The organism is Nocardia sp. NPDC055050, assembly GCF_053608345.1.
The window spans coordinates 47281-64443 of the sequence record NZ_JBSGVG010000023.1 but is presented as its reverse complement, the minus strand read 5'-3'; the positions used below and the strand labels follow the sequence as shown (position 1 = coordinate 64443).

Annotated in this window: 19 protein-coding genes; 6 read left to right on the top strand and 13 right to left on the bottom strand. The window is 67.9% G+C overall.

Going from position 1 to position 17163, the window contains the following annotated elements; translation table 11 throughout:
- Positions 1 to 55 precede the first annotated feature (55 nt).
- Positions 56 to 694 carry a PadR family transcriptional regulator gene (locus tag ACWGCN_RS23080; RefSeq protein WP_379312540.1) on the top strand — a complete coding sequence of 213 codons (639 nt, stop codon included), beginning with the start codon at positions 56 to 58 and terminating at the stop codon, positions 692 to 694.
- Positions 695 to 710: 16 nt separating this feature from the next.
- On the opposite strand, the gene ACWGCN_RS23075 is transcribed toward ACWGCN_RS23080, so the two are convergent.
- Complete coding sequence (locus ACWGCN_RS23075; RefSeq protein ID WP_452458725.1) at positions 711 to 1640, bottom strand: DMT family transporter; 930 nt, start codon at positions 1638 to 1640, stop codon at positions 711 to 713.
- 129 nt (positions 1641 to 1769) lie between these two features.
- Here ACWGCN_RS23075 and ACWGCN_RS23070 point away from each other — a divergent pair, with 129 nt between their 5' ends.
- The gene (locus tag ACWGCN_RS23070) at positions 1770 to 2222 is read left to right on the top strand and encodes an Lrp/AsnC family transcriptional regulator (protein WP_378994618.1); all 453 of its coding nucleotides are present in this window, start codon (positions 1770 to 1772) and stop codon (positions 2220 to 2222) included.
- Here ACWGCN_RS23070 and ACWGCN_RS23065 read toward each other — a convergent pair.
- The 7 genes from ACWGCN_RS23065 to ACWGCN_RS23035 form a co-directional block, all read right to left on the bottom strand.
- Positions 2209 to 2862, bottom strand: coding sequence for a CoA transferase subunit B (locus ACWGCN_RS23065; RefSeq protein ID WP_452458724.1), 654 nt, complete (start codon positions 2860 to 2862; stop codon positions 2209 to 2211). The two genes, ACWGCN_RS23070 and ACWGCN_RS23065, sit on opposite strands and share 14 nt — an antisense overlap.
- The gene (locus ACWGCN_RS23060; protein ID WP_452458723.1) at positions 2859 to 3602 is read right to left on the bottom strand and encodes a CoA transferase subunit A; all 744 of its coding nucleotides are present in this window, start codon (positions 3600 to 3602) and stop codon (positions 2859 to 2861) included. Before ACWGCN_RS23060 ends, ACWGCN_RS23065 begins: the two co-directional genes overlap by 4 nt.
- Positions 3599 to 4183 carry an RBBP9/YdeN family alpha/beta hydrolase gene (locus ACWGCN_RS23055; protein WP_452458722.1) on the bottom strand — a complete coding sequence of 195 codons (585 nt, stop codon included), beginning with the start codon at positions 4181 to 4183 and terminating at the stop codon, positions 3599 to 3601. Before ACWGCN_RS23055 ends, ACWGCN_RS23060 begins: the two co-directional genes overlap by 4 nt.
- 26 nt (positions 4184 to 4209) lie before the next feature.
- Complete coding sequence (locus tag ACWGCN_RS23050) at positions 4210 to 5511, bottom strand: MFS transporter (RefSeq protein WP_387445300.1); 1302 nt, start codon at positions 5509 to 5511, stop codon at positions 4210 to 4212.
- A gap of 65 nt (positions 5512 to 5576) precedes the next feature.
- Positions 5577 to 6629 carry a BKACE family enzyme gene (locus ACWGCN_RS23045; protein ID WP_387445301.1) on the bottom strand — a complete coding sequence of 351 codons (1053 nt, stop codon included), beginning with the start codon at positions 6627 to 6629 and terminating at the stop codon, positions 5577 to 5579.
- A 46-nt stretch (positions 6630 to 6675) separates the two neighbouring features.
- Complete coding sequence (locus ACWGCN_RS23040) at positions 6676 to 7542, bottom strand: TauD/TfdA dioxygenase family protein (protein ID WP_387445302.1); 867 nt, start codon at positions 7540 to 7542, stop codon at positions 6676 to 6678.
- Positions 7543 to 7568: 26 nt separating this feature from the next.
- The gene (locus tag ACWGCN_RS23035) at positions 7569 to 8540 is read right to left on the bottom strand and encodes a quinone oxidoreductase family protein (protein WP_452458721.1); all 972 of its coding nucleotides are present in this window, start codon (positions 8538 to 8540) and stop codon (positions 7569 to 7571) included.
- Positions 8541 to 8649: 109 nt separating this feature from the next.
- Between ACWGCN_RS23035 and ACWGCN_RS23030 the strand changes: the two genes are divergently transcribed.
- The gene (locus ACWGCN_RS23030) at positions 8650 to 9645 is read left to right on the top strand and encodes an AraC family transcriptional regulator (protein ID WP_387445303.1); all 996 of its coding nucleotides are present in this window, start codon (positions 8650 to 8652) and stop codon (positions 9643 to 9645) included.
- 18 nt (positions 9646 to 9663) lie between these two features.
- Here ACWGCN_RS23030 and ACWGCN_RS23025 read toward each other — a convergent pair whose 3' ends face one another.
- Complete coding sequence (locus ACWGCN_RS23025; RefSeq protein WP_452529097.1) at positions 9664 to 10953, bottom strand: helix-turn-helix domain-containing protein; 1290 nt, start codon at positions 10951 to 10953, stop codon at positions 9664 to 9666.
- A gap of 218 nt (positions 10954 to 11171) precedes the next feature.
- On the opposite strand from ACWGCN_RS23025, the gene ACWGCN_RS23020 reads away from it, so the two are divergent.
- Positions 11172 to 12770: an MFS transporter gene (locus ACWGCN_RS23020; RefSeq protein WP_452460421.1), complete on the top strand. Its 1599-nt coding sequence runs from the start codon at positions 11172 to 11174 to the stop codon at positions 12768 to 12770.
- A gap of 39 nt (positions 12771 to 12809) precedes the next feature.
- On the opposite strand, the gene ACWGCN_RS23015 is transcribed toward ACWGCN_RS23020, so the two are convergent.
- The 3 genes from ACWGCN_RS23015 to ACWGCN_RS23005 are packed head-to-tail and all read right to left on the bottom strand — an operon-like array spanning position 12810 to position 15797.
- Positions 12810 to 13433 (bottom strand): DUF4203 domain-containing protein, encoded by a 624-nt coding sequence (locus ACWGCN_RS23015; protein WP_378994651.1) that lies wholly within the window; start codon positions 13431 to 13433, stop codon positions 12810 to 12812.
- A 28-nt stretch (positions 13434 to 13461) separates the two neighbouring features.
- Complete coding sequence (locus ACWGCN_RS23010; protein ID WP_452460420.1) at positions 13462 to 15126, bottom strand: SulP family inorganic anion transporter; 1665 nt, start codon at positions 15124 to 15126, stop codon at positions 13462 to 13464.
- 14 nt (positions 15127 to 15140) lie between these two features.
- Positions 15141 to 15797, bottom strand: a complete 657-nt coding sequence (locus ACWGCN_RS23005; RefSeq protein ID WP_378994656.1) for a GAP family protein — start codon at positions 15795 to 15797, stop codon at positions 15141 to 15143.
- A 120-nt stretch (positions 15798 to 15917) separates the two neighbouring features.
- Between ACWGCN_RS23005 and ACWGCN_RS23000 the strand changes: the two genes are divergently transcribed.
- Both ACWGCN_RS23000 and ACWGCN_RS22995 read left to right on the top strand, forming a co-directional pair.
- The gene (locus ACWGCN_RS23000) at positions 15918 to 16340 is read left to right on the top strand and encodes a DUF6325 family protein (protein WP_378994659.1); all 423 of its coding nucleotides are present in this window, start codon (positions 15918 to 15920) and stop codon (positions 16338 to 16340) included.
- A 12-nt stretch (positions 16341 to 16352) separates the two neighbouring features.
- The gene (locus ACWGCN_RS22995) at positions 16353 to 16667 is read left to right on the top strand and encodes an SHOCT domain-containing protein (RefSeq protein ID WP_452460419.1); all 315 of its coding nucleotides are present in this window, start codon (positions 16353 to 16355) and stop codon (positions 16665 to 16667) included.
- A gap of 52 nt (positions 16668 to 16719) precedes the next feature.
- On the opposite strand, the gene ACWGCN_RS22990 is transcribed toward ACWGCN_RS22995, so the two are convergent.
- On the bottom strand, positions 16720 to 17118 hold the full coding sequence (locus ACWGCN_RS22990; RefSeq protein ID WP_378994663.1) for a hypothetical protein: 399 nt from the start codon (positions 17116 to 17118) through the stop codon (positions 16720 to 16722).
- Positions 17119 to 17163 lie beyond the last annotated feature (45 nt).

Genomic DNA, 17163 nt, shown 5'->3' with positions numbered 1-17163 from the left:
TAGTCAAACTTGAATACTGCTATTTTGATCGCACTCGCTCGGAAGGGAGACGTCCATGTCAGCGATCCGGTTGCTGGTCCTCGGCGCGGTCCGTCAGCACGGCCGAGCGCACGGTTATCAGGTGCGCAACGACCTGGAATTCTGGGGCGCGCACGAATGGTCCAACGCCAAGCCCGGCTCGATCTACCACGCGCTCAAGCAGATGGCCAAGCAGGGACTGCTCCTCGCGCACGAGGTCGCCCCGAGCACCGCCGGCGGTCCGCCCCGCGTCGAGTACGAGGTCACCGACAAGGGCACCGAGGAGTTCCTCACACTGCTCCGCGAGGCCCTGACCTCGTACGACCAGCAGATGGACATGATCTCGGCCGCCATCGGTTTCATCGTCGACCTACCGCGCGCCGAGGCCGTCGCGCTCCTGAAGCAACGAATGATCGGCCTCGAGCAGTGGCGGGCCTCGGTCACCGAGTACTACACGCCGGAGCAGGGTCCGGGGCAGCTCGGACACATCGGCGAGATCATGAACATGTGGGTGCACTCCGCCGACAGCGAAGCAGCCTGGACGCACGGCCTGATCGACCGCATCGAAGGCGGCGCGTACACCTTCGCCGACGAGGGCGAACCTTTCGTGGGCATCCTCGCCGAGGACGAGCCGAACCCGTTCGGCACCGGACCGCACCCCGACGACCTCCGCTGACCGGGGTTTCACCAGCTCAGGGGCGAACCAGGACTTCGCTGGGCCGCTCGGCCGGGGCGGACGATTGCCGTTCGATCAAACCCAGTGCGACGCCGGCGACGATGACCGCGCCGCCCGCCACCTGGGCGAGCCGGAACGGTTCGCCGTTGATGATCACGGCGCTGAGCACGCCGAAGACCGGGACCAGGTTGAGGATGTTCACCGCGACGCTCGGCGCCATCCTGCGCAGGCCGTAGTTGTAGAGCAGGAACCCGCCGACCGAGCACGCCACGGCCAGGTAGACGAGCAGCGACGACGTGGTCACGTCGGGCATGCGCCAGCTGTCGGCTTCCAGGAGCGCGATCAGGAGGAATCCGCCCGCCCCCGCCATGGTCTGGTAGTAGGTGACGGTCAGGGCGCCGTGCCCGGCACTCGCCCGCTTGCCGAGCACGTTGTAGCCCGCCCAGGCCAGTCCGCCGAGCAGCAGGATGATGTCGCCCAGCCACCGTGCGCTGCCGCCGATCCGGGCACCGTCGTGGACCACGAGAACGGCACCGGCGGTGGCCAGCAGCACGCCCGTCACCCGCAGCGGCGGCAGCCGGACGCGCAGGACGGCCAGCTCCAGCAGCATCGTCATCAGCGGGTAGGTCGCCACGATGAGAGCCGCGTCGGAGGCTGTGGACAGATCCACGCCGACGTTCTCGAGGACGAAATAGACGGTGATGCCGAGCAATCCGCACAGGTAGAGCAGGCGCCGCTGCCCGGCATCCGGCCGGTCGCCGCGGTGGCGGTCCAGCCGCACCATCGCGGCGAGCAGCAATGCCGCCATGGTGAATCGGGCGGCCCCGATACTGAGCGGGCCGAGGTCGGCCAACAGCACTTTCGTCACCGCGTAGGAACTGCTCCACAACAGTGCGGCCGCGACCACCGCGCCCACCGCCCCCACGCTCGGCCCTCGTTCACGCACCGGAAGGCACCTCTTTCCGAAGTATCGCAGCCGAACGAAAATCAGCTGACCGGCGAGACGCTAGCAACATAGTCAGCAGCTATGCGTACAGTCCGAACTAGATTCGGAAATGGATGGAGAGAGGCGAGCGTGGACGAACTAGATTCGGCGTTGGTACGGATGCTCCAACAGGATGGTCGGCGCACCAATCGCGACATGGCCCAAGCGCTCGACATCGCCCCCTCGACCTGTCTGGAGCGGATCAGATCGCTGCGCGAACGCGGCATCCTGACCGGGTTCCACGCGGAGGCGGACCTCGCGGCGATCGGGCGCGGGTTGCAGGCCGTGATCGCCGTGCGCGTCCACCCGCCGACCCGCGCGGTGATCGAGGGCTTCCAGGCGTTCCTGGAGCAGATGCCCGAGGTGATCTCGCTGTTCGTGCTCACCGGCAACGACGATTTCCTCGTGCACGTGGCCGTCCGCGACACCGACCATCTGCACGGGGTGGTCCTGGACAAGCTGACGACGCGTCCGGAACTCGCCAACGTCCGCACCTCGGTGGTCTACGGGCACCAGCGCAAGAAGGTGATCAGCCCGACGTGAGCGGCGCCGCGGTCACGGCCCGGACGTGTTCCTCGCGCACGCCCGGTGCGCATTCGCGCAGGATCAGACCCGTCGGCTCGACGTCGATGACAGCCAAGTCGGTGATGATCCGATGCACGACGCCCGCCCCGGTGAGCGGCAAGGTACAGGTCGGCACGATTTTCGGGGTACCCGCCTTGTCGGTGTGCGTCATCACCACGATCACGCGACGGGCGCCGTGGACCAGGTCCATCGCCCCACCCATCCCTTTGACCAGCTGACCCGGCACCATCCAGTTGGCGAGGTCGCCCGCGGCCGAGACCTGCATGCCGCCGAGGACCGCGGTGTCGATGTGGCCACCACGGATCATGCCGAAACTGAGCGACGAATCGAAGAACGAGGCGCCGTCGGCGACGGTGACGGTTTCCTTGCCCGCGTTGATCAGGTCGGCGTCGACGTCGTCGTCGCGGGGGTAGGGACCGGTGCCGAGGATCCCGTTCTCCGAATGCAGCGTCACCGCCACACCCTCGGGCAGGAAATTGGGGATCAGGGTCGGCAGCCCGATACCGAGGTTGACGTACTCGCCGGACCGTAGTTCCCGCGCGGCGCGGGCGGCCATCTCGGTACGCGTCCAGCCGAGCGCCACCGTCGATGCGGTCATGACACGGTCCGCCTTTCGATGAGTTTGGTCTGCGGCCCCGTGTGCACGATCCGGTCGACGAACACGCCGGGCAGATGCACCTGCGCCGGATCGAGGGAACCGGCGGGCACCAGCGTCTCGACCTGGGCGATACACACCGTGCCCGCCATCGCGGCGAGCGGGTTGAAATTGCGGGCGGCCTTGTTGAACACCAGATTTCCGTCGGTGTCGCCGATCAGGGCGTGCACGAGCGCGTAGTCGGCGGTGATGGATTCCTCGAGCACGAACCGGCGACCATGGAAGGTGCGGACCTCTTTGGCGGGCGAGGAGATCGCGACGGACCCGTCGGACCGGTATCGCCACGGCAATCCCCCGTCGGATACCGGCGTCCCGACACCCGCCGCGGTGAAGAAGGCCGGAATCCCGGTCCCGCCCGCGCGCAGCTTCTCGGCGAGGGTGCCCTGCGGTGTCAGTTCGACTTCCAGTTCACCGGACAGATACTGGCGCGCGAACTCGGCGTTCTCCCCCACATAGGACGCGGTGATCCGACGGATACGCTTCTGCGCCAGCAAGATCCCCAGCCCATGACTGTCGGTGCCGCAGTTGTTCGAGAAGATCTCCAGCTCGTCGGCCGTGCCCGCCGCCAGTGCGGCGACGAGTGCGTCGGGAATGCCGCACACCCCGAAACCGCCGACGGCGAGCGAGGATCCGGACCCGATATCGGCGACCGCCGCGGCGGCCGTGGCGAACACGGTTGTCATCGGGTGAGCTCCCCGGTGAGGTCGAGGAGTTCGTCGAGCAGTTCCTGGGCGCGCGGCCACGGACCGTAGCCCGCCGCCGGATTCAGATGGCCGACGTCGCCGAGGTCGACCAGCCTGCTCCCCCACACCTCGGCCAGGCCCGCGACGCGACGCGTCGTGGCCAAGGGATCGGTGCTGCTCGCGGCCACGATGCTCGGGAACGGCAACTGCCGCCGCGGGATCGGTGTCCAGCCGTTGGCCGCCAGTTCCTCGGCGGTCGGATAGCCCGGTGGCAGCGGGGTTTCGAAGTCGGGCGGTGTCGCGAGCAGCGCGCCGCGCACCGGCCGGTCGGACTGCTGAGCCCAGTGGACGGTGATCATCACGCCCGCGCTGTGCGCGACCAGGACGACAGGGCCGTCGATCTCGGCGAGCACTGCCTCGAGTGTGGCGACCCGCGCGGCCAGGCTCAGCCCGTCGCGCTCGAGCGGCGGCACGATCGCCACCTTGTCGAGGGTGTCGGCGAGCAGCGTCTGCCAGTGGCCGGCGACATGGTCGCGCAGACCGGGCACGATCACGACGGTGGGTTCGGGGAGGGAATTCATTTGTGCGGTAATCCTTTTCGACGGGATCAGTGCGGAGCCGACGCATGGACGGAGGCGAGCTTGCGCAGACCGATCGGGTACATCCGGCGGCCGAGGAGCAGGGCGGCGATGGCGAGCACCGACACGACCGGGGTGATGCGCAGCGCGTCCCGCAGCCCGAGATGATCGGCGAGCACGCCGACGACGAACGGGCCCAGCGCCAGTCCGAGCAGACTGTTGGCGAGGGTGAGGGTGCCGAACGCCGAAGCGCGAACCGAAGGGTGGGTGAGGTTGGCGACCATGGCGACGGTGGGACCGGCCGAGCCGCCGGCGAAGAACGCGCCGATGCCGAGCAGAATCAGTTGCGGCGCACCGGTACTCAGGCTGAATCCGATGCCGAGGGTGACGAGCGAGGTCAGGCAGAACACGATCGCGGTGGTCCACTTGCGGGCCATCTCCGAACGCCCGACCCGGTCGGTGATCACCCCGCACACCACCATGCCGGTGCCGACGAGTGTCACGATCACGGCCGCCAGACCCGCGGCCCGGTCCGGGGCCAGCCCGTAGTAGCGGTTGAAGAAGCTGGGCATCCACGACAGCAGCACCGCGGCGGTGAACATCTGCAACCCGCTGCCCACATAGGCGCACAGCACCGCCGGATTGGTGAACAGGGTCGAAATCGGCGCACGGAAGGCGACTTCGGGAGTGGGTTCGGCCGCGTGTTCGGCGTTGCGCTGCTCCTTGACCACCACCCAGAACGCCACGGCCAGCACGAGCCCGAACACCGCCATCGTCGCGAACGACCACCGCCACCCCAGGTGCACGGCGATCACGCCACCCGCGGCGACACCGAGCACCGATCCGAACGAACCACCGGCCATGAACGCGCCGCTCAGCGCGGCATGCCGCCGCGCGGCGAACACGCTGAGCACCAGCGCGATGCCGACGCTGCCGTAGGCGGCCTCCCCGACGCCGACGAAGAAACGCGCGGCCAGCATCTGCGGATAGTTGTCGGCCAGTGCGCACACCAGCGTCGCGATACTCCACACCACGGCCATCAGCACCAGGCTCTTGACCCGGCCCCACCGGTCGGCCAGCACCGACAGCGGCAGGGTGAGCAACCCGACCATCAGCGCGACCACACTGCTCAGCGACGCCAACTGCGAATCCGACAGCGTCCATTCGGTTTTCAGGAACGGAAAGACCGCGCTCAACACTTGTCGGGACATGTAGTCGGCCAGTAGCAGGCCGAAAGCCAGTGCGAACACCAGCCAGGGATAGTTGCGGCGAATGGTCGAGGAACGGCTCGGCGCCGGCGCGGGCTTCGCGGCGGTGGTGGTGAGGTCCATGGGTGCTCCTGCGAACCGGTGGACGTCGTCGCTGACGTCCACCGGGTTGTCGAGAAGGGGAAGGGTCAGGCGTGGTGGGTGAACCCGACCTGGCCCGGCTGGCGATTCGGGGCGAACCCGAGCTTGGCGAGCGTCTCGTCGGCGTCGGCGTAGTGCTCGTCGAGTTTGTAGATCTCGCGCGCTTCCTTGCCGGTGGCGACCTCACGGCCGAGCTCACCGGCGATCCGGACCAGCTGCTGGACCTGCTGGACCGAGGTCATCTTCTCGCCCTTGCGACCCCACAGGGTGTCCTCGTTGCCGCAGCGCGCGTGCAGGCCCATGGCGATGGCCATCGTGTTCACCGGCAGCACGCTGCGCATCAGCGTCTCCAGGGTGAGCACGGCACCGTCGGGGGTGCGACGGATGAACTCCATCATGTTGTAGGGGTTCGGCCCGTCGAAGCCGCCGCCGATGCCGACCCAGGTGAGCATGAGCGGGCCGGTGTAGACGCCGCGCCGGATCAGCCGCTCCACGGTCTCGAGCTGCGGGATGCTCGACAGCTGGAAGTGCGGCTGAATGCCGTTGGCCTGCAATCGCTTCAGGTGTTCGGCGACCCAGGTCGGACCCGCAGGGACGAACATCTCGCGATAGGCCTCGTACACCTCGGGCCGCTCGAAGGAGGTGCCCGCGATGTCGTCCTCGGTCATCAGCTCGACGATGTTCATCTGACTGGTGTTGATCGCGATGGTGACCTGATCGGGCTTGGGATCGAGCTCGGCCAGCATGTGCCGGGCGTCGTCGGTGAGCCATTTCGCGTCGGCGCCTTCACCTTCGGGCGAGAACGAGATCGAGCCGCCCACCTGCAGGATCATGTCCGGCACGGCCTCGCGCAGGCGGCCGAGCAGCTCGTTGAACTTCGACAGGCGCTTGGAGCCCTTGCCATCGAGTTCACGCACATGGATGTGCAGCACGGTGGCGCCGGCTTCGTAGCAGTCCACGGCCGCCTGGACGTGCTCGTCCATGGTCAGCGGCAGGTCGTCGCGGAAGTCGTCGAGTTCCCATTCCGGGCCGTACGGTGCGACGGTGATGACCAGCTTTTCCTGGTTCTCCGGGAACAGTGCGTCGTCGTGAAAATGCATGGGGGTACTCCGATCGGAATTGCGGGGGTTATCGAAAAAGGGAATGTCAGAAGGGACGGTCGCCGACGATCCCGGCACGTTCCATCTTGCGGACGGCAGGCCAGTAGTCCTGGACCGCGTAGTGCTGGGTGCACCGGTTGTCCCAGATCGCGAAGCTGTTCTCGGTCCAGCGCCAGCGCACCTGGTATTCGGGGATACTCGCCTGGCGCATCAGGTAATTGAGCAGTTCGCTCGCGCCCGGCGCGTAGTCGGCGCCGAATCGGATGTTCTCCGGCGTGTGGTAATTGACCAGATGCGTCGTGAAGGAATTGACGAACAGAATGTCCTCGCCGGTGTCCGGGTGAATGCGCACCACCGGATGTTCGGCATCGGGGAAACGCTCGTGCAGGGCGAGCCGCTTCTCCTCGGTGAGCGCAGCGCCGAAACTCGCCTCGATACTGTGCCGGGCCCGCAGATGCGCGATCTGGGATTTCACCGACTGCGGCAGCCGCTTGTACGCCTCGACCATGTTCACCCAGATGGTGTCGCCGCCGACGGGCGGCGTTTCCACGCAGCGCAGCACGGCGCCCATCGGCGGATTGACCCGCCAGGTGGCATCGCAGTGGTAGGCGTTCTCGTAGTGCTCGGGCGCACTGTCGAGGTCCTTGTAGATGCGGACGAGACCAGGGTGGTCGGGATCGCTGCCGAGGGCCGGGTGGTCCTCGAGCGGGCCGAAACGTTCAGCGAGGGCGACGTGTTCGGCGCGGGTGATGTCCTGGTCGCGGACGAAGAGCACCTTGTGGCGCAGCAGCAGGGTGCGCAGTTCGGCGAACAGGGCGTCGTCGACGGCGGCCTCGGCGAGGCTCACCCCGTGCAGTTGCGCGCCGATGGTCGCGGTCAGCGGCACCGCGTGGATCGCGGTTCGAACGGTCATTGGCTTGTTCCTTTCCGGTGGGCGCGTCAGATCGCGAAGACCGACGCGCCGACGCTGCGGCCCGCTTCGAGGTCGCGATGGGCCTGGACGGCGTTCGGGAGTTCGTAGCGCTGATTGATCTCGACCCGCAGGCGCCCCGCGGTGAGGTGGTCGTGCAGTTCACCGGCCAGTTCGGCGCGTTCGGCCGGGTCGGCGATGTAGTCCGCGAGCGCGGGCCGGGTGACGTACAGCGAGCCCTTCACGGCCAGCTGCATCGGCTCGATCGGCGGCACCGGACCCGAGGCGGTGCCGAAGCACACCAGCAGCCCGCGCCGGGCGAGGGAGGCGATCGAGGACTGGTAGGTGGTCTTGCCGATGCTGTCGTAGACCACGGGAACGCCCGCGCCGTCGGTGATTTCACGGACCCGGGTCGCGACGTCCTCGCGGGTGTAGATCACCACATGGTCGCAGCCGTTGGCGCGGGCGACCGCCGCCTTCTCCTCGCTGGAGACGGTGCCGATCACACTGACCCCGAGCAGTTTCGCCCACTGGGTGAACAGCTGACCGACCCCACCCGCCGCCGCGTGCAGGAGCACCGTGTCGCCCGCACGCAGCGGATGGATGCGGCGCAACAGGTAGGCGGTGGTCAGGCCGCGCATGGTGGTCGCGGCCGCGGTGTCGAACGCGATGGCATCGGGCAGGGCGATCAGGTGCTCGGCGGGCATGATCCGTTCGGTGCTGTACGCGCCGAGCGGGCTGCCGGTGTAGGTGACGCGGTCACCGGGCGCGAAATCGACGCCGGGGCCGACGGCTTCGATGACGCCCGCCCCCTCCACGCCGAGGCCCGCAGGCAACGCCGCCGGGTACAGACCGGTGCGGAAATACGTGTCGGCGAAGTTGAGACCGACCGCCTCGTGCCGGATCCGGACCTGGCCCGGCCCCGGCTCACCGACCTCGGTGGACTCCCACCGCATCACGTCGGGACCACCGGTTTCAGCGAATCGAATTGCGTGTGCCACTGCCATCTCCTCCTGTGTGATGCAGCTAACTGTAGGGTGGGTCACACCGAGATATTTGCCCTCACGGGACAGAAAACTATTCATTTCGGGACAGCGAGGAGGATGTCGGATGAAGCCGTTGTCCAGGTACGCGTCACTGAACGACTACGTCGAACTGGCGCGCTCGCTCGGGCTCGAACCGGCCCGGCTGATCCGCGATTGCGGACTCGACCCAGCCGGTTTCGGCACGCAGGACCGCTGGATTCCGGCCGAAGCCGTCGCCGAGCTACTGGAACGCTCGGCCGCCGAATCCGGCCGCGAGGACTTCGGTGTGCGATTGGCGCAGCTGCGCCGCTTCTCCAACCTCGGCCCGTTGAGCCTGGTCATCCGCGAGGAACCGGACGTGCGCAGCGCGCTGCGGTTGCTGTCGCGCCACGAGCACATGTACAACGAGGCGCTGCACACCGAGGTCATCGAGGCGAACGGCATGGCCACCATTCGGGTGAGCGTGGACGTCGGCCGAGCGGTGCCCGTGCGGCAGGCCGTCGAACTCACCACCGGGGTGCTGCACGGATTGCTCCGCGGTTTCGTCGGACCCACCTGGCGGCCGATGCAGGTGTGCTTCTCCCACCCCGCCCCGCGCGAGAGCACCACCTACCTCAAGATGTTCGGCCCGCATGTCGAGTTCGATCAGGATTTCGACGGAATCCTCACCTACAGCAGCGATCTCGACGCGGAGAACGCGATGGCCGACCCGCTGCTGCACGCCTACACGCAGCAGTTACTCGGCGCGATGGCGCCCTCGCGGGAGGCCACGGTCGCCGACCGGGTCCGCGAACTCGTCGAACTGCTGTTGCCGACGGGCCGGTGCACCGTCGAACAGGTGGCGCGCAGCCTCGGGGTCGACCGGCGCACGGTCCACCGCAAGCTCGCCCAGGACGGCACGACGTTCACCTCGATGGTCGACGAGATCCGCGGGGCACTGGCCGAGCGGATGGTGGCCAACCGCCGCCACTCCCTCACCGAAGTAGGTGACCTGCTCGGCTTTTCGTCGGTGAGCAACTTCTCGCGGTGGTTCAGTGCCAGGTATGGAGTCAGCCCCCGGCAGTGGCGGCAACGCGAGTGAGCGCGCCATCGCCGCAACTCAACGGTGAGTGGCCAGTTCGGCGATGGTCGTACGGACCCCGCGCACGGCGGGAACCGCGGCGAATTCGGCTGCTTCGTAATGGAAGTCGCGCAGGCGGGCGGTAGTGCGGGCAGGCATCTCGGCCCCGTGCGTCGCCAGTGCCTGCTCGATCTGTGCGGCGGCCTGCTCTGGTTCGCGGAGCATCAGTTGGAGTCTGGCCGAGAAGATCAATGCCATCGCGGCCGGGATGAAGCTGTCGAGCCGCGGTGCTCGAATATGGGCCGAGGCGGTGCGAACCAGATCCGGGCGGGTGACGGCAAGGTCCCGGTAGGTCGGACCGAGTAATTGGGACTGCCGACCGGGACCGGGCCAATCGCGGCGTGGGCCGAGCACCATGCTGAACGCGACGGCGGCGAGACTGGTATCGCCCGGGACCGGCTCACGTACCACTTCGTTCGCCTCTGCCCGACATTCGGCGGCGACGATGCTGGCCCGCAGGCAAGCGGCCCGGTCACCGAGGATGCCGTGCGCGCAGGCCTCGAGTTCGGCGAGGATCGACCGCAGATGTGGCGTCGCGGTGCGGCGCGCGATGTACTGCGCGAGCTGGACGATCTCCAGCCCCTCCGCGGGGCAGCCGTTGTCGAGGCACTGCCAGGTTGTCTCAGCGAGGACGGCGCCGGTCAGCGCCGGGTCGCCGGCGGCGTGCGCCAGCCGCGCGGCGGTGACGAAGTAGCGCCGCGCGGCCCGGTTGTCCTCCACATCCCAGCTCATGGTGGCCGCGATATCGGCCAATTCGGCACCGATGAGCAGCGCAGGCGCATTCGAGGTTCCCGGCGACAGGCGTCGTAACCGAGGAATGTTCATCGCCAACCAAGCGGTCACCGGCGCTCGCGCCGGTGACTCGTCGTCCCACTGTCTGGCGCGAGCCCACCGCGCCAGCTCCTCGGCCGCGTCGACGTCCTCGGGCGCGAACCCGTCGCGCGAACGGGTCGGCGGCGGCTGCCGCAACAATTGCCTGAACTGCGCGGGCAGGTCCGCGTCGGGCAACAACGACAGCAGCGGCGCCAACTGGGCGGGCAGGTCTCGCGCGACGCCGACCGATTCGACGGCGAGCCGGTCGTGCAAGTCCCACAGTGACGTGTGCAGCACGGACTCGTACGCGGCGACATGCTCGGCTCGCACCATCCGCACGCCGGTTTCGAGCTGGCCCAGGTATGGCTTCGAATAGTTCGTCCGCGCGGCCATCGCCTGCAGGCTCAGGCCCGCCGCCGTGCGCGCGGCCCGCAGCGCGCGCCCGACCTCGGTCATGAGGTCGGCCTCGCGGCATGAGTCGGGTCGATCATCGTTGGAAGCGTACGTCGCCGTGCTGGTCCGCGTGCGGGGTCTGCAACTGTCTGCAGAAGGGGCGTGGCCGAGCTCCTCCTGCCCTGGACGGACCTAACGTCCACGATCGTGAGCACAACCCTGCTCGCCGTGCGGATCTACCAGCTCGAAATCTCTATCAGCTCGAACAACGGAGCGTGGCCATGTCCACCAGCACCATCCAGCCCGACAACGACACCGGAAGGCTCGAAGGCGCCTCGCGCGCACGAATTTTCACGGTGCTAGCGGTGATCGTTCTCTTCTCCGAGATCGCACCCATGCAGTACACGATCGTCGCGGCAGCGCTACAGAAGATCGCCCCGAGCTTCCCCGGCGTCGGCGCCAACATCAACTGGGCCATCATCGTTTTCGGATTGATCGGCGCGGCCGCGTCTCCGTTGATCGGCAAGATGAGTGATGTCTGGGGCAAGAAGCGGATGTTCCTCATCTGCGGCGCCCTGTTCGTGATCGGCTGCGTACTCGACGCGACCACCTCGAACTGGGGTGTGTTCCTGTTCGGTCGCTGCCTGCAAGCCACCGCCATCGCGACCGCGGTGATCGCCTACGGCCTCATCCGGGACCTGATGCCGCGCAAGATGGTTCCGCTCGCGCTGGGTCTCACCGCGACCGGCTTCGGCGTCGCCTCCATCGCGGGCCCGCTGCTGGGCGGCTACCTCGTCGACAACCACAGCTGGCGTGCGATCTTCTGGGTACTGGGGGCATTCACTGTGGTGATGCTGCCGCTGGTGTGGTTCATCGTGCCCGAGTCCAAACTCCGCGTGTCCGAGCGCATCGACATCGTCGGCGCCGCGCTGCTCGCCGGTGGTGCCGCACTCACCCTGATCTACGTCGACAAGGGCCACGACTGGGGTTGGTCGAAGCCGACCACGCTGGCCTGGCTGATCGCGGGCCTCGTGCTGCTCGTGCTGTTCGTTCTCGTCGAAAAGCGGGCCACCACACCGATCATGGACATGCAGCTGCTGTTCCATCCGCGCGTGGCGCTGGTCCTCGCCGGTGCGCTCTTCGCGTCCCTGCAGATCGGCATCGTGTCCTACGCCATCGCCTACATGTCCCAGACCCCGCCGGAGTCGACCGTCGTCGACGGTGTCGCGCAGGGCACCCTGGCCCAGATCCAGCAGCTGACGGGTCAGGCGCTGCCGATCGAGGCCGTGCAGGTAACCCTCGATCCCGGCTATACCTACGGCAGTGGATACACCCTGCTCGAGTTCGCCGTCCGGATCGCGCTGCTCGGTTCGGTCGTCACGATGATCTTCGGCGCGGTCGCGGGCCTGCTGGCCAGGCGGGTCGGTGCCCGGCTGCCGCTCGTCGCGGCACTGGTCATCTTCGCCGCAGCGGCCGTAGCGTTCGCGGTCCTGCCGCTGACCGCCACCAACTTCCTGATCGTGAACTCGATCTTCAGCATCGGCTTCGGTATGTACTACGCCTGTATGCCGATCCTGCTGGTCGAGGCGGTTCCGCAGGAACAGCAGGGCGTCAGCATGGGCATGCTCGGCGTGATGCAGTCCATGGGTGTCGCGATCGGTCTCGCGATCGTCACTGCCTTCCTGCACAGCAACGGCATGAGCGCCCTGGTGAGCGTCGGCGGACAGGCTCAACCGGCCACCCCGCTGCCCGACCTGTTCGGTGATCGTGGCTACCAACTGGGCTTCTGGGTCTGCGCGGCGGCCTCGGCCGTCGCCCTCACCCTCGCCCTGGTGATGAAGCACGGCCGCACCCCGGCCACGGGCGGCACCGCCCACTGATCCGGGTTCGACCAGCCGGTGGTGTCTCCCGCCGGCTGGTCACCTCGTGGGCCAGCCGCCGTTGCGGTCGCTCATGTCCGGCTCGTCGTCGTCACCGACCAGGTGCTGGATGCCGAGCTTCTCGGCGAACAGGTGGCGCTGGGTGATCCAGCCGAGGATCGACAGACCCACCCAGGCCAGGGTGGCGGTGACCTGCTGCCAGCCGGGCTCGGGGTCGCGCAGGAACGACAGCGAGTCGCTGAACAGCGCGACACCGCTGCAGATCATGCTCGCGCCGCCGATCGAGGTCAACCACAGCAGTGCGCGGGCCCGGAACTTCTGTGCCAGGAACGCGCCTGACACGCCCACCGCGAGCGCGACGATCATGCTCAGGGCGACGTTCTTGTCGCCGGGCTGCAACACCGTCGCCAGCTTGGTGCCGATCATCACACCGGTCAGACCGCCGATGAAATAGGAGGCGAAACGGAACACCAGCGAGGTGACCACCCAGACCGACACCGCGCCGATCAGCGCGGCCAGCAACAGCCACCAGAAGCTCGCGTTGAACAGGTCCGCGATCAGCCAGCCGAGACCGAACCCGATCGCGAGCAAGCCCAGGTGGACCGAGCGAATCCCGTAGAAGCACAACAGCGCTCCGACGAGCGCGACCAGAATGCCGTTCATCTGCGTTCCTTTCGGCAGGCGAGCATGTTCATGAGCCGGACAGTGCCGCGGCCGCGGCGGCGACGGTGGGATAGATCGGGACCGGGACGTCACCGTGCTCGGCCGAGCCGAGGGCGTCACCGAACTGGGCGACCGGTCGCGCGATCGCGAACCCGATGCGCCGGGCGGCCAGCGTGTCACGCAGGGCGAGCAGCATCGCCGCGGCGGTCACGTCGACCGAGGGCGAGGTCTCGGCGTCGAGGACGACCATCCGGGTGCGGTCGGTGCACAGCCCCTCGATCTGGTCCTTCACATAACCGGAGTTGGCGAAGAACAGCCCCGACTCGACCCGGACGACCAGCAGATCGGGGCGCGTCGCCGCGTCCGGGTGCCGGACGGCGGCGACCCACAACGACCCTTCCTTACCGAGCTCGGCCACATGCGGTTGCGAGGCCCGGTACACCAGCAGCAGCATCGACACACCGATACCGATGAGCAGGCCGGGCAGCGTATCGAAGATCAGCACGCCCAGCATCGCGGCCATCGCGGCCAGGAAGTCGGCACGTGCCGCCTTGCCGTAGATGCTGGCGAGCATGTGGGTCCAGACCCGGTAGAGGCGGCGCAGGGCGGCGATGTCGACCAGCTCGATGACGGCCGCGATCACGACCGCCGCCAAGGTGGCCTCCGGCAGCTTCTCGAACAACCCGGTCAGGAACAGCAGCGTGACGACGGTGAGCCCGGCCACGACAAGCCCGCTGAGCTGGGTCTTCGCCCCGGCGCCACCGTTGACCGCCGTCTTCGACAAGCTGCCGTTGACGACCATCCCCGAACTCAGCCCCGAGCCGAGATTGGCGGCGCCGAGGCCGAACAGCTCCCGATTCGCGTCGATGGGGTAACCCGCCTTGGCCGCATAGGTTTTCGCGGCGCCGAGGCCCTCGGCGAAGCCGATCAGCAACACCCCCACGGCGGGTCCGAGCAGATCGAGGTAGTCACCGAACGACACTCCCGACGGCAGGCCGAGCGTGGGCAGTCCCGAGTCGATATGACCGACAATCGAGACACCCTTGTCGTCGAGTCCGAACACGGTCACGACGACGATGCCGAACCCCACCGCCACCAACGCGCCCGGAACGAACGGCAGCCAGCGGCGCAGTGCGAGCACCAGCGCGAGGCTGATCAGGCCGACCGTCACGGTGCGCCACTGGGCATGGCCCAGCTCGGTGATGATGCCCCACGCCTGCCGGAAGAAGTTGCCGTCGTGTTTGTCGACGCCGAGCAACTTGGGCACCTGCCCGATGATGATGACCAGGGCGAGTCCGACGATGAAGCCCTTGAGCACCGGTTCGGAGATGAACGCGGCGATGAAGCCGAGCCGGATGAGACCGGCGAGCAGACCTACCAAGCCGGTCGCGATGGCGAGGGCGGCCGTCAACGCGATGTAGCGGCCGTTGTCGGCGCCCGCGAGCGGGGCGATGATCGCCGCCGACAGTGCCGCGGTCGCCGACATCGGCCCGACCACCAGGTGCCGCGAACTGCCTGCCAGCGCGTAGAGCACCAGCGACGGCACCGCCGCGTACAGGCCGACCACCGGCGGCACCCCGGCGATCGACGCGTAGGCCAGCGCTTCGGGCACGAGCACCGCCCACACCGTGAGACCGGCGATCACATCCGGCCGCAGCCACGCCCGCCGATACCCCTGCAGTGACTCGAACACCGGTATCGACACCGCTACAGCCCGCCGATGCCCTTGCCGACGACCACAGCGCCCATGATCAACAGCACGATCGCCATCACCGCATGGTTGTTGAGCTGCAACCACTCCCGCAGGCTGTCGAGCATCGGACCGAGCTTGTCGGCCGCGAGCATGTATCCCACGACCACGGCCAGCACGGTGACCGAGGCGAGCAAGGTGAACACCACGATCGCGACCAGGTCGCCCCCCGCGCTCAGACCGCCTGCCCCGATCGCGACACCCGCCGACACACACAGCAGCAGATTCTTCGGATTGACGCCCGACAGCAGCGCTCCCAGCCCCAGCGCCTTCACCGGTGTGAGCGTATCGATCGCCTTCATCCAGCCGGGCACCTCGGTCTGCGACCGTTCCTGCCACTGGATCACCGCCAGGACCACCAGCGCGACGCCGAGAATGATCTTCACGATCGAGGCGCCGGTCGACGGTTCGCTGTCCGTGCCGCCCAGTGTCCCGGCGAGCATGGTCATCACGCCGGTCACGACGAGGATGCCGGCCACCCACCCCACGGCGAAGCCCTTCGCGGCACCGCCCGCGTTCTTCGACAGGATCATCAGAATGGCGGCGATGATCGGGATCGGCGAGACCGCCACACCCACCGCCAGTGGCAGGAGACCGCCGATTACTGAGCCCATGCCACGACGCTAAGCGGGCCGATCCCGGCGCGCCTCACACTTTCCGGGTGAACTGCGCGCTCGCTGTTTCATCCGAATCGGGTGAAGCGGCCCAGCACTCGCCGGGGGCACGATCTGCCCATGGGATCACCAGCAACGCTCGGACCGGTCGAATTCCTTGTGCTCACCTTTCCCGGCACCGAGATCGACGAATCCGTGTCCGCGGCACTGGCCGAGATCGTCGCGAAAGGCACGGTCACGCTGCTCGATCTGATCGTGCTGTCCATGGACGACGCGGGCGCCATCACCGAACGCGAGATCGACGACGACATCTCCGCGGTGGGTCTGACGGGTCTGACGGCGGCCGACATCGACCTCGTCAGCGACGACGACCTCGACGTAGTCCGGGCGTCGATGGAACCGGGAACGACCGCCGTCGTCATCGTTTTCGAGGAAACGTGGGCGCTGCGCCTGGCAGGCGCGGTGCGCGCGGCCGACGGTGAGGTCGCGCTGCACGTGCAAGTACCGCGCGATGCCGTCGACGCCGCACTCGCCCTCGCCTAGGAAGGAATCGATATGCCACTTCGCCGGGGTCGCGTCGGGCGACCGGGACTGATCGGCACCATCGCCAGAACCGCGGTCGTCGCGGGTACCGCGACCGCCACCTCGAACGCGATGAACCGGCGCGGCGCGCAGCGGGCCGCCGAACAACAGGCCTACGCCCAACAGCAGGCACCGCCTCCGCCGCCGCAACAGGCTCCCCCGCCGCCCGCTGCCCCGAGCGCGGGCAACGACACCGTCGCCCAGCTCGGCAAATTGGCCGAGCTGCATTCCGCAGGCGCACTGTCGGACGCCGAATTCGCCGCCGCGAAAGCCAAACTGCTCAGCTGAGTTTCCGGCGAACGCCGCCCCCGGCCACGGTGCCGGGGGCGGCGGGTTGTGATCACTGCACACGACCACCGACCGTGTGGATGATGACCACCTTCGGGTCCCACGGCACGAGCTCGTCCACCTTCCGCTGCAACTCCTCGCGCGGCGGCAACTGCGCGGGGCCCAGCACCGAGACGGTCGCGATATCGCTGTGCAGGGTGACGTCCATGACCTGCGCGTCCGGAGTGTCCCGGAGCCAGTCGCCGGCCGCGTCGGCGATCTGACCGGCCCACAGCGTCGACAGCGAGTTGAGCACCATCGGGATCGCCACCAGCACCAGCGCCGCGCCGAGCACCAGGTAGGCCCGGCCCCGCCGCATCGTCGCCGGATCGGCCTCGCCCGCGTACCCGGCGATGAGCAGCACGATCGTCGACGTGATGATCATCGCGACCACATTCGACGCGAACAGCACGAACGCGCCACCGGCGAGCGCGGGTGCGTCCTTTCCGAAGAGTCA